The 12,564-nt window shown below is 68.5% G+C and carries 7 protein-coding genes; 4 read left to right on the forward strand and 3 right to left on the reverse strand.

What is annotated here, in order from left to right:
• Position 1: 1 nt before the first annotated feature.
• Both ACWGJY_RS16745 and ACWGJY_RS16750 read right to left on the reverse strand, forming a co-directional pair.
• Complete coding sequence (locus ACWGJY_RS16745; RefSeq protein ID WP_453261537.1) at positions 2–988, reverse strand: tyrosine-type recombinase/integrase; 987 nt, start codon at positions 986–988, stop codon at positions 2–4.
• A gap of 526 nt (positions 989–1,514) precedes the next feature.
• The gene (locus ACWGJY_RS16750) at positions 1,515–1,796 is read right to left on the reverse strand and encodes a hypothetical protein (protein WP_453261538.1); all 282 of its coding nucleotides are present in this window, start codon (positions 1,794–1,796) and stop codon (positions 1,515–1,517) included.
• A gap of 343 nt (positions 1,797–2,139) precedes the next feature.
• Here ACWGJY_RS16750 and ACWGJY_RS16755 point away from each other — a divergent pair, with 343 nt between their 5' ends.
• Complete coding sequence (locus ACWGJY_RS16755; RefSeq protein ID WP_453261539.1) at positions 2,140–4,230, forward strand: N-6 DNA methylase; 2,091 nt, start codon at positions 2,140–2,142, stop codon at positions 4,228–4,230.
• 60 nt (positions 4,231–4,290) lie between these two features.
• Here the strand turns inward: ACWGJY_RS16755 and ACWGJY_RS16760 are convergent, their stop codons facing one another.
• Complete coding sequence (locus tag ACWGJY_RS16760) at positions 4,291–5,736, reverse strand: serine/threonine protein kinase (protein WP_453261540.1); 1,446 nt, start codon at positions 5,734–5,736, stop codon at positions 4,291–4,293.
• Between the two features lie 241 nt (positions 5,737–5,977).
• Between ACWGJY_RS16760 and ACWGJY_RS16765 the strand changes: the two genes are divergently transcribed.
• From ACWGJY_RS16765 to ACWGJY_RS16775, 3 genes are read left to right on the forward strand one after another with little or no spacing between them, the layout of a single operon-like run.
• Entirely contained in the window at positions 5,978–7,699 is a 1,722-nt protein-coding gene (locus ACWGJY_RS16765) for a PD-(D/E)XK nuclease family protein (protein ID WP_453261541.1), read from the forward strand.
• Positions 7,696–8,886 carry a pPIWI_RE_Y domain-containing protein gene (locus ACWGJY_RS16770; protein ID WP_453261542.1) on the forward strand — a complete coding sequence of 397 codons (1,191 nt, stop codon included), beginning with the start codon at positions 7,696–7,698 and terminating at the stop codon, positions 8,884–8,886. The genes ACWGJY_RS16765 and ACWGJY_RS16770 overlap by 4 nt, the downstream gene beginning before the upstream one ends.
• A complete protein-coding gene (locus tag ACWGJY_RS16775) occupies positions 8,879–12,547 on the forward strand; it encodes a pPIWI_RE_Z domain-containing protein (RefSeq protein ID WP_453261543.1) in 3,669 nt (1,222 codons plus the stop codon). Before ACWGJY_RS16770 ends, ACWGJY_RS16775 begins: the two co-directional genes overlap by 8 nt.
• Positions 12,548–12,564 lie beyond the last annotated feature (17 nt).

The following is a 12,564-nucleotide window of genomic DNA, read 5'->3' on the forward strand; positions in this document are numbered from 1 at the left end:
TTCACGCCGCCGGGCCCACCGACAGCTCGTCGGGCAGGTAGCCCTGGAAGGTCGCCACCACCTGACGGCAGCGCTCACGCCCGTCCTGGGTGAGGTGCCCGTAGCGGTCGACCGTGACCTTGATGGACCGGTGCCCCAGCCACCGGGACACCTCGTGAATGGACACTCCGTTCGTCAAGGTCACGGTCGCCCATTTGTGCCTCAGGTCATGGGGTGTGTATTGCCGAAGCCCCAGCCGTTTGATGGCCCGATCCCAGGAAGCGCGGACGAGTCCGGGGTATGTCATCCCGCCCTGCTGGTTGAGAATGGGGAAGCGATCGGCGAAGGCAGCGAAGTATTCTGGCACCGGAACGTCGCGCCATTCGCCCTCTTTCCGGTGTTTCAAAGGCGCGTATCGCGCCACATAGAGTCCGTCCTCATCGCGATACCGGACGACTTGGCGCCGCAGGCGCAACAGTCCGTCCTGAAAATCCTCGGAAAAGACCCCAAGCGATTCGCCGATACGCAGCCCGCCGCAAGCCATCAGCCACACCGCAGGCTCCAAGCGCGGTCCGATAGCCTGCGCGATGGCCTTGATCTCATCGAGCCTCGGAAGGCTCCGCTCATCGACCGGAACCACCGGATTATCAGGCTTCTCCGCTTCCTTGACCGGGTTGCTGGATATACGCCTGTGGCGCACTGCGTGGGAGAAGAGCGACGACAGTGCAATGTTGCGCGCGTCGATCGTGTTCGGCTTGGCCCCGTCCTTCGCCCACCGCGCGTACAGCTCCTCCACATCGGCTGCCGTCACCTGAGCGATCGTCTTGCACCCCAGGTACGGCAGAACGTGAAGCCGCATGATGCGCTCGTACGACTCCCAGGTGCCGCCCGACAGGAGCACTCCCTTGAGCCAGTCCTCGCTATAGCGACGCAGGGAAACCTTGCCGGCGTTCGGGTCGATATACGTGTTCTCACGCTTGTCGTTCTCCACCTTGGTGGCGAAGTCCACCGCGTCCTTCTTGCGGTCGAATGCCTTCTGGCGCTGCCGGGCGCTGCGCCCGCCGGGCTCCCGGTAGCGGACAGCCCAGCGCTTTCCAGGTGCACCAGCGCCCTTGTCTAGGACCGTAGCCACATCCACACCAATCTGTCGGAGAGTCCCTGGCGGGTCTTCCCGTCAGAGGGTGTTGTTGTAGCTCGAAATTCCGGCCGTGCCAAATGTGGGCTGCGGGGGAGATTTTGCTACGAGCCCGCTCATCGGGGGCGCAACCCTCCGCATCGGGGGCACAGAACCCGACGTACGGGTCGACTCGTCCGCCGCTACCTGGGACATTGCCTCGGAAAGGGCCTCTGGCCTGTGTTGGAGGCCCTTTTCGACCTTTCACGCGCTTGCCGTTTTGGGTAGCCGAAAGTCCCTCGGAAGCCCCTCGGGTAGAGCTGAAAAAGTCTCTGAAAAATCCCAGAGGTGGGCGGGCATCGGAGGCGTCTGAGCAGCCGCTCCATGGGGGTACCCATGCTGATGTGTAGTTGCGTGCCGCTCAAGGTGCTGCCCCGCTGGGAGCGGGGTGGGTAGGTCTGTTGGCGCGATCTCCGCCTGCGCGGAGATGCTGCGCCGACGCCCTTGTACCGGTGGGCCTCGTCGACGCCCGCTCCGCGTACGCGGAGAGCTGCTCGCGCTGCTGCGGAGTTGCACCGCTTGTCGCCCTGTCGTCGTGCTCGCCCAGGAAGATCCGGGTGTCGTCCTCGCCGGGGTTGGCGAGGTCGAGAACGGCGCCGTCGGCGGCGCCCTCGATGAAGTACGAGGCCCGCTTCGCCCCCAACGGGGATGATGTGCCACTGCTGGCCCTTCTCGCCGGCGGCGGCGTCCCACTGGCGGACGCCATAGTCTCGGCGGCGGGGTTGTCGAGCACCTTGCCGCTGATCGCGTTGCGGAGGGCCGTGATCCAGCGCGTCCTCAAGGTGATATCGCCCGCCGATGCCCGGGGGTCGCGCCCGATGCCTGCCTTGATCGCCCTCCTGGCTCGTCCGTGTAGGGGTGGAAGAGCGCGATCGACCAACTGTCTGTGAACTCAGTCAATGATTGGTTTGTGTAAGGTGGCTGAGCTACGTTGATGGCGTCTGTGTCAGGCTCGTCCGAAAGTCATCCCCCGCTCGGAGAATCACATGTCAGACTCCATCGATGTGCCCGTCACCCTGGCGGGAATCGCACGCATCGCGGGTGTTGGTCGAGCGGCAGTAAGCAACTGGCGGCGCCGCCACGACTCGTTCCCGACACCGGTCGGCGGAACGGACACCAGCCCGCAGTTCTCCCTCACCGACATCGAACGATGGCTCCACGCCCACGGGAAGATTGAGCGGATTGGGTTGCGCGAGCGGCTGTGGCCGCACTACGAGGCGCTGGGAGAGCGTGCGGTCATGGGCGCGGCGCTTGCGGAAGCCGGCCGCCGCCTTCTCGCTGCGGAAGACGCGGACCAGGCCGTGCCGGAGCAGTCCTTCCTTCCGGAAGAGGCTGCCCAGGTGGTGGACGAGACGGTCGACGCCGCACGCCATGAAGGAGGCCGTGAGACCTTCGACTTCCTGCTTTCGCGCTGGCTCGACGCCCATGTACGGCAGGTCAGTACCACTCCGGCCCCACTGGCCCGGCTGATGGCGGACATCGCTCTAGCCGTCCGGGCCGGAGGGACCGGGGGCGGCGATGCACGGACGACCGTCCTCGACCCCGCATGTGGCGTCGGTGGGCTGCTCCTGGCCGCGGGTGAGGGCATGGGGGAGTGGGGGACTGAGGCCAACTCCACGGCTCCGGCGCTCCTCGGGACCGACCTTGACCCGGCGCTTGCCGCGCTGGCGGCGGCCCGGGTGGGCTTCGCCCGCGCAGGCGGTGGAGGGGTGGACGCGGAGATCAGGGCAGGAGACTCGCTCCGCGCAGACCCGCACGGTGCCGTTCGGGCCGACATCGTCCTTTGCAACCCCCCGTTCAACGCGCGCGACTGGGGCCACGAGGAACTGGCCACCGATCCCCGCTGGGTCTACGGCCTGCCACCGAGGACCGAGCCCGAACTCGCCTGGATCGAGCACGCGCTGGCGCGATTGGTGCCCGACGGTGTGGCCGTACTCCTGCTACCGCCGGCGGTGGCCTCCCGGCGTGCGGGCAGGCGCATCCGCGGGGCGCTACTGCGCGCGGGCGCGCTGCGGGGAGTCGTCGCACTGCCGGCCGGGGCCGCGCAACCGCACAGCGTCTCGCTCCAGTTGTGGATTCTCCGGATGCCCGCGTCCGACATCGGAGCTCCCGGCGAACGCCTGTTCCTGCTCGACGCGGCCACCTCGCAGGGGGCGGCCCGGGGGGCTCAGAGCATCGATTGGGTGCGGCTGAGTGGCCGCGTACTCGACGCGGTACACGCTCATTCCTGGTCCGGGGCACGGAAGACGAGAGCAAGGAAGAAGCTGCCAGAGGGGTGCGTCATCGTCCCCGTGATGGATCTGCTCAATGAACAGACGGATCTCACGCCCGCCCGCCACGTACCGGAGACGGCTGTGGAGGCCCAGGCCAAGCGACATGAATCCTGGGGGCGCCTGGACGGCCTGCTCGACGAGGTACGCGGCCATTCCCGATCCCTCGCGGCGATCGACCTGTCGGCGAGCGGCGATGCCGCGTCCACGGTCACGGTCTCGGACCTGGACCGTGCCCACGCGCTCAAGCTGCGGCAGGGGCAGACGCTTCCCGGCGAGCTGCTGCACGCTGACGCACTTCCGGATGGTGGGGTACCGGTCCTGAGCGTTCCCGACCTGGTCCAGGGAGGGGGGCCGGGGGGCTGGCTCGCCGGGGCCGAGGTGGAGAAGGGCGCCAGCACCGGTTCGTTCACCGTGGCCGAGCCCGGGGATGTCATCGTGGCGGGTGTCGAGCGGGCGTATCGCGTTTGGGTCCAAGAGGACAGGCCCCTGGTGCTCGGACCTCAGCTCTACGCGCTGCGCCCGGACCGCGAACTCCTCGACCCCTGGTTCCTCGCGGGCTGCCTGCGCGCTCCGGCGAATGCGCGGCAGGCCGGTTCGCACACCTCCAGCTCGGCCCGTATCGACGTACGCAAACTGCGGGTGCTTCAGCTCTCCCTCGCCGAACAGCGGCCGTACGCGGCGGCCTTCAGGGAACTGCTGGCACTTGAGGAGTCACTCCGCTCGGTCGCGGCGGTGGGTGAGGATCTCGTCCGGGGCCTCGGGGACGGGCTCGCGGCGGGGAGGCTGCACCGATCGCGCCGATGAGTCGGCCGCCCTGCATCACCGAGGCGAGCGCGGAGGAGGCACCTGCGCCAGGCTGTCCGCCTACGCCTCGAAGCTCAGCTCCTCGAGCTCGATGCCGACCTCGTGGCACCGCTCGGCCAGCACCTGGGCGCGAGGGCCTGTGACGCGGGGCAGCTCGTCGAGCACCATGGTCCGCGCTGCTGCGGCGGGGAGCAGGTCACCGAAGGGGATACGGCACTCCGCCGCGCCGAGAGTGCCTTCCAGGTAGTCGGCCAGATCGTCCGGGCTCGCACTGTCCTCAGCGCGCAGGGCCAGAGCCTCGTAGAGTAAGATCGCCTCCTTGCAACGCCCTGCGACGCGCATGCCGTTCGCGGCCACGCGCAAGGCCGCCCGGACCCGTGGGTCGAAGACGCCCCAGTCCCGGCGGGCGGCGGGCAACAGCTCCACCAGCTTGTCCGCCGCGCTCGCGGGTTCACCGGAATCGATCTCGGTCTCGGCCCCGGCGGCGACCTCCTGAAACATCCGGCGACTGAGGAACCTGGAACCGCGGTGCCTCCTGCTCGGACTGGCCACGGCCGCCGGTGTCGCGGGCGCGGCGGGCAGGTCGTACTCGTCTGGCAAGCGCAACGGACGCGTAGGGTCCGGCTCCAGCCGAGGGGACGGGGCGGCGTCACCTGGGCGGGGTGCGTACTTCCGCAGTACCTCCGCGACCGCGCGAGCGTCCTCCGGCCGGCCCTCCGGCTCTTTCGCCAGCAACTTCAGGACCAGCTCCTCCAGCTCTGCCGGGATGTGCCCGATGTGACAGGTGGGCGGGATCGGCGCGGCGTGCACATGCTGGTCCTTCAGGCCGTCCCCGGAGAACGGCGGGTGGCCGGTCAGTAGGTGGTAGAGGACGCAGCCCAGTGCGTACAAGTCGGTCTTCGGGGTGATCTGGCGTTCCAGGATCTGCTCCGGGGCCTCGTACCCCCTGCTGCCTACGGTGGAACCGTGCTGGGTGTAGTCCGTGACGCCGGGCCAGAGTGGCTTGGCGATGCCGAAGTCGATGAGGACGACCACGCCGTTTTCGTCGATGATCAAGTTGTACGGCTTGAGGTCGCGGTGCACCACTGGCAGGTCGTGGGCGCAGGCCAGCGCCTCGGCGATCTGGACCCCGATGGCCGCGCCGACCTCGATGGTGGGGGTGTACTGGTCCAGGAAGAGGTGGAGGGGCTTGCCGGCGACGAAGCGCATCACGAGGTAGGGCTCGGAGCCGTGGGTGCCCTGGTCGTACAGCTCGGGAATGCTCCTGTTGCACAGCCGTCCGAGAAGCGCGCCCTCACGCCGGAAGCGGCCACGCATGCGCCGCAGTTCGTCGTGTGCCTCGTCTTCGTCGAGTGAGTCCAGGAGATCGCTTTTTGTGCGCAGGCACTTGACGGCCACCAGCTTCTCGCCCCGCAGGTCTTTCGCCTGCCAGACCACGGCCATGCCGCCGCTGCCCAGATGCTTGAGCAGTTTGTACCGGCCGCCCAGCACATCGTCCTTCTTCATGCCGCCCCTTGCCTCTGAAGCGTCCCGCGTCCGACGCGCAGGAGAGGCGCGACGCTGGCGGGTTTCCGGTTCCGCCGGACCGTTGCGTGGCGGAGGCGTCCAGTGTAAAGCGATCGACGGAAGCTTTGTGCATGGACTTAGTTCACAGCTCTCGTGTGTCATGCTGGAGACGCCCGCCACCCGGTGCGCCGTCCTCTGCCGTGTCGCAACGGGCGGTCTTGCCATACCGCTTGGAGGAACTATGAGCAGTTGGCCGCGCCCCGCCGGGACAAGGGGTGACATCAAGCTGGTGCGCACGAACCTCGGTGCGGCGCGACTCGACCCCCGGGACTGCCCCACGAAACGCGCCAGCGACGCCCGCCCGATGCTGATTGCCGATCCCGAACCTCCGGAACTCAGCGAAAAATTCCAGGACTTCACGCTCAAGGTCTTCATGGACGCGCTCGACCTCATTGAACACGAGCGCAACGAGCCGGAGTGGGTGATCGGAGAACTCAGGCGCACAGAGGGGACTTTCGGGCTCTACCGCCGTCGTGAAGCGCACCCCATACTGCTGTCCTGGTCGGCCGAGGCGGTCCGGCGCTATCTGGCGGCCCGGGTGGCGGACCAGCACGCCCGCCAGGCCGCCGGCCTCCCGCTCACCGTCCCGGTCCGTGACACATGGGTGGTCGGCAAGGATCCCGGGCTGGTCGACGCCCGGGGCGCGGACACCTACGAGATGACCGCCTGGGGACGCCGCTACGCGGCCCTCGACGGCTCCACCAGGGAACTGTGGCTGCTCACCTTCGGCGCCGCCAAGGAAGACCGCCCCGAAGGGGAAAAGGCCGCAGCCGCGTACGTCGCGGCAAGAGGGCGGCCAGCGGGCAGAGGGTGGCGGAAGCGGCACACTCCGATCCCCTTCGACGAAATCCCGCAGTACCGCACCGCCCTGCCCGAGCAAGTCCGGGTCATCGAATTCGGCTGCGGAGACGGCAAGCACAGCGAGCTGCTCGACTGGAACAGGCAGGAGGCGCGGCAGCATTTCACGGCGGAGGGGTGGCCCGCGTTACGCCAGGCCATCGATGGCACCGGGACCCGTCCCGGAACCGGCTGCGTCGACTGCAAGGCGCTGGCTGGCTGCGAGGCCCTTCCGCGCAGCCCGGAACTGCTGAGGATCACGCCGCCGGAGCGCCGGCGGCCCCGGCGCAGCGTCTCGGCCACTGATCTGCGCGCCTACCGGGACTGCCCCGCGAAATACCACGCGACGCGGCAGCTCAAACTGCGCTCCTCGAAGCCGGAGAGCCCGGAGGTGCGACGCGGCCGTGTGGTCGACGATGTCCTGAACCAGCGGCACGGCAGCACGCCCTACCGGAGCTGTGAGGAGATCCCGGGCCCGGCGGACCCTGCGTCCTGGGGCGCGGGCGGCCTGCACCTGAGCGGTAAGGAAGCGCTCGACGGCGCCGCCATGCTCGAACAGCACGCCTTCTACTGCCCGTTGGACGGTCTCGCCCCGGAGGAAGAGGTGCGTGTCCAGTACCAGGCGGTCTGCTACGACCCCGAACTCGATCTCGTCCTGATAGCCACCCCCGATCTGCTCCACACCCGTCGTGGGGGCTGGATCTGGCGGGAGACCAAGACCGCGAGCAGGTACCTCTATGAAGGGGAGTCGCTGTTGAAGCACTACCCTCAGCTGGCGCTCGGCGTACTGATGCTGGCCGCCGGCGTCCTGGGTGGTGCCGTGGCGCGCTCGAGGGTGGAGCTCGAACTGCTGCACACCGACGACGTGACCTTTGAGGAGCTGGACCCCTCGCGCCCGGGGACCGTCGACGAAGCGAGAGAAGTGATCGCGCAACTCGCCCAGCCCTGGGCCCGGGATCAGGACTACCCGGCCGATCCAGGCCGGCACTGCGGCAGCTGCGAAGCCCTCGAATGGTGCCAGCCGGGCATCGAACATCTCGCCACGACGGAGCAGGAGCACCGATGACCACCGCCTCTGATGCCCACGCTGCCCAGCGCGGCGACTGGCTCGACTTCCCTGACGTACGCTTGCTCCGTACGCTGGCTGGCGCGGTGATCCAGCTCGCCGACCTCGGGTCGCTCTCCTCCTTCAGGCTGCCCTATCCGGCCGAAGCTCAGCGCGCTCTCGATCGGACCGTCCTCGCCTGCCTCCTCAGGGGCGTTGAGGAGATCCCCCGCAGCCTGCCGGAACTGCTCTTCTGGTGCCACAGCCGCCCCTTGGAGGACTGGCCCCTCGACCTGCCGCCGGATGCCTTTGGACCGGATGACTACCTGGTGGACCCCGAGGCGCTGGTCCCCACCCAGCTGTGCCACGAGTGGTGGATCAGAGGCAAGGACGCCGGCGCCGCGCAATTCGACCGGGAGGTCATCCACACGGCGATGCGTCTGTGCCGCAAGGCGTCGTCGCCCGAGTCCTACGTAGGCTTCCGCAGGCTCCTGGTCGAACGCCCGGTGCTCACCGGAGTGGAACGGTTCGAGACCGATACCGACCTGTTCCTCGCCCCCGTACAAGAACTCCTGGACCAGTGCTACGCGGCGGTCCCGGCCTCCTACGAATTCGAGGGCGCCTACGTCACCTGCGGTCGCTGCCTGACCTTGCTCACGCCGGTTGCTGGCGGCGCATGGTGGTGCGAGCGAGACCGGTGCCGGCGCCGGGGAGCGCCGCCGCACGGACGGACCCTGGCCGGGGCTGACGCGGCCGGACTGCTGCAACTGATGCGACCACTGAGGCAGTTCGTCACCAGCCCGGGACGCGCCGAGGTCGAACTGGAGGCCCGGCTGAGCGCGCTGGGGCTTGAGGTTCAACTCTGGCCCGGCTTCGACGCCTACGACTTGCGCGTGACCTTCCCCGACGGACACGTCTGGGCCATCGACGTCAAGGACTGGAAGCATCCCGGCCTACTCGGCCGGTCCGCGAAACCCGTCCGTCCGGAACCGCCCTACGACGAGTCGTGCTGGGTGGTCCCCCGTGAACAGGCCGAAGCTCACCGCGACTACCTCGGCACGTACCGGCGCAACCGCCCCGGCTCCGCCGAGGGCCTGCCCCTGCTCACCGACGACCGGCTCGTCGCACTCGCCACCGCCCGGCTCCGCGGGGCAAGCGGGCCCCACTTGACGGACTCCGCACCGACGAACGGATCCCCCCGTGCGTAACAGCAGCGAGTGGTACCAGCCACTGGCCAAAGCCCTGGAACCGTTCTGGCCCCAGGATCACCACGACGTAAACCCCTCCCTGCTCTGCCAGGTGGAACTCGGCCTCTACCTGATCGAGAAGCTCGACCCCTCCCGCGACGCCCATGGTGTCTACACCCTCCTGGGCGGCTACCCCTTCGCCGTGGCCGCGGGCATCGCGACCACACCGGCACAGAGCGCCCAGCTGGACGCGGCACGCCACCTGCTGTGGAAGCTGCGTCGTCGCCGCATGTGGCACCAGTGCCTGGAGACGTATGCCCAGCTGCCCGAACGGCTCTGCGGATACCGGCTGCCCGAGGGAGGTGGGCCGGCGCGGCGGGTCGAGCCGACCGTCGCGGGGGACCGCTTCGACAGGTTCGAGCGCGCGTTGTCCCGACTTCCGGACTTCGATCAGCGCGTGCTGCCGCCTGCCCCGGCGGGCCAGGCCCGGTTCACCGAGCGGCACCGGCCGGCCTCCGTGACCATCCCCGAGCAGTTGTGCTTTCCGCCGGCGACCGGCCACGACCTTGGCCGGGTCCCGGGAACCGCGGGCCGGCCCCTGGACATCCCCCTGGCCGAACTCGCCGAAACTGCACGCTGGATGGAGGAGGCCGAGACCGCTGCCGGCCTCCCCTCCGGGAAATGGGTGCGACGCCTGGAGGACCTGCAACTCGATGTCCTGGCCGCCGATGGGCTGCGCTTCGAGAAGACGACGGTGCTGCGCCTGGACCAGCTGCTCCACCTGGTCGGCATGGTGGGCGCGGGCAAGAGCACCCTGATGAATCTCATTGCCGTCTGGGGTGCACGTAAGGGGTTGCGTACCACTCTGGTCGTCGGCGATGTCGCCGAACAGCTCACCCTGGTCAGCCAGTTCCGGGACCTGGGGCTGAAGGCCGCTCCTGTCATCGGCGGCACCACCCGCGAGCAGCACGCATCCCGGCTGCACCGCCGACTCGCCGCACGCGGCCGAGCATCCCTGCTTCAGCACGACGATCCGGCCTTCGACGACCTGAGCACGGTGTGCGTCCTCGACGCGCAGCGCGGACTGGAAGCGGCCGAACCCCTGCGCTATGTTGACGCACCCTGCACGGAACTACGCCCGGTCAAGAAGCCCGGTCCGACTGCCGTCGGGGAAATCCAGCTGCCCGTGTACCGGCACGACGTGTCAGAAGGGCACACGGAGGAAGTCACAAGGGGAGTGGAGCCTGAGACTTCCCGGTCCGACCACGGCTGTCCGGTGTGGAGCGTCTGCCCCCGGCACGCCATCGACCGAGAGCTGGTCGACGCCCTGATCTGGGTGGCCAACCCCGCCAGCCTGTTGCAGAGCGCCGTCCCGAACCACCTCAACGCCGAACGTCTCAGGCACCTCGAACTCGCCTGCCTACGCAGCGACATCGTCATCGTCGACGAAGCAGACCGCGTACAGATGCAGCTCGACACCGCCTTCGCCCCGTCAGCGACGCTGATCGTGCGTGGTCCGGAATCCTGGCTCGACCGACTCGGCATCCACAAGATCGATGAACTGGCCCGGCAGGGCCGCCTGCCCCTCTCGGCCCGCGATGTCGAACGATGGTCAGCCTCCCTGGACATCGTCCACATCGCTGCCAATCGCCTTTATCGCAGGCTGATCACCGACGATGACCTCCGTAAGTGGGCGGACATCGAGTACTTCAGCGCCTGGACGCTCCAGGAGAAGCTCGTCAACCAGTGGTACCCCCGGCCGCGTGCCGACGGATCCCTCCCCGACGGCATCTCCTCCGACACCGAGGTGTACGACTCCGACGACGAATCCGACGGTCCCGCATCCATGCCGCGCACCCCGGGTACAGAGCCGTGGGATACCCGCCGCAACGCAGTGACCGAGGCCCTCGACGCCTTCCGCGACGACCCGCTCGGTGATCGCGGCCCGCACAGCGACCTCACCGACACTCTGATCCGCAGGGCCGGAGATCTCCTGCACAACCTCGACCAGACTGCGACCAGCCAACGGGTCCGCTCCGTTCTCGACACCCTGCTCACCGGGTCGCCCCTGTTGGACGGTTCACTGCGCCAAGAGGCACCTGGGCCGGGGAAGCCCGCTCGGGACCCCGTAGACACTTGGGGGACTGAACCCTGGCTGGAGCGGCAAGTACGACGCCTTGAGTTCACCCTGGTACTGGCCGCACTGCATCAGCGCCTGGAACGCGTCACTTTCCTGTGGCCGCAGGCTGAGGCGGCTCTCCACCTGGACACCGCCGATAATGAATTGTCCCGCAGACCTCCCCTGGACTACGCACCGGTAGTGCCGGAAGCCCCGATGGGTAATGTCCTCGGGTTCCAGTATCTTCCCGAAGACTCGGAGCGAGGCCCGGACGGCGACGAACAGCGCAGCGGCACCCTCCGCTTCTTCCGGTGCGCCGGCGTAGGCCGGGAACTTCTGCTCAACCTTCCTGCATTGGGAGCCGACTCCGCTGCGGGCCGGCCCGGACCGCACATGCTGCTGATGTCTGGCACCAGCTGGGCTGGTACCTCGAGCCGTGCACACGTCATGGCTCCGGTCAAAGCGATTCTCAAACCCCATCAGGCCGCCGTCGACTCCATCCGGCGGACCCGCTTCACCACGCTGTTCCTCTACGACGGCGAAGGGGCCCCGCTCACCCTCTCCGGAGCCAAACTCGACACCCGTGAAAGGGTCTTGGCTCAAATGGTCACTCAGCTCGGGAAGTCGGCGCCGGGTAGCACATCGCTCCTCGACAGGGAACTGCGGCGGATCGAGGACGGTGAACGACGACGGGCACTGCTCCTGGTCGGCAGCTACCAGGACGCCAGGCTCGCCGCCGACCTCCTTGAACGGATGCCGCGCTGGCGTGGAAAGGTCCGCGTTCTGGCCTCTGACAAGGCAGAGCTCGACCACACCGGGCCTGGCGACACGGCCACCGGCGACTTCACCGGCGCCTCCGCCGTACGCCGTGGTGACCTGGCTGCCTTCGCCAAGGACGAGGACGCTGAAGTCCTGGTTGCCCCCCTGATGGCGATCGAGCGCGGTCACAACATCCTCAACCAGAGCCACAAGGCAGCCTTCGGGACCGTGCTCTTCCTCGCCCGTCCCCACCCGCGTCCCGACGACCTCTCGCTTGCCGTCTTCGCCGTCAACGACTGGGTCACCAGGTTCGTCCGCGACCAGCCGGACCCCGAAGCGGGAACCTTCGGCAAGCTTGTGGCCGACGCGGCCAACCTGGACGCCGCCGGGCTCGGCTTCCGCCTCGCAGCCCGGAAGGAATGGCGCCGCCTGCTGTCCCGGCGCTACATCTACTCGCGGCTCAGCGACGCGGAGAAGACGTCCTTCGCCTGGGACCAGCTCGTCACCATCTGGCAGGTCATCGGCCGTCTCGTACGAGGCGGAGTGCCCGCGCGTGTGGTGTTCGTCGACGCGGCCTTCGCCCCCGCCCTCGCCGAAGCCGGGGCCCCGCCCGCGGCGGCGACCCGGAGCGGACGCCGGCGCAACGACGACGGTCTGCTCATCAAGCTTCGTGACGTCCTCGCGCCCTACTTCGACGACGAGACCGCCCCCGAATCGTTTCCCGACCCCGCAGACCCCGCCCTGGTACGCACGCTCTACCACCCGCTCTACGACGCCCTGTGCGGCCTGAGCGCCGGAAACTGACCGCTGAGACAGCAAGG

Source organism: Streptomyces sp. NPDC054765 (genome assembly GCF_053612065.1).

Excerpts from the sequence above, each read along its gene's own strand:
- ACWGJY_RS16770 (WP_453261542.1), top strand. The coding sequence starts at position 7,696 with ATGACCACCGCCTCTGATGCCCACGCTGCCCAGCGCGGCGACTGGCTC.
- ACWGJY_RS16765 (WP_453261541.1), top strand. The coding sequence starts at position 5,978 with ATGAGCAGTTGGCCGCGCCCCGCCGGGACAAGGGGTGACATCAAGCTG.
- ACWGJY_RS16760 (WP_453261540.1), bottom strand. The coding sequence starts at position 5,736 with ATGAAGAAGGACGATGTGCTGGGCGGCCGGTACAAACTGCTCAAGCAT.
- ACWGJY_RS16755 (WP_453261539.1), top strand. The coding sequence starts at position 2,140 with ATGTCAGACTCCATCGATGTGCCCGTCACCCTGGCGGGAATCGCACGC.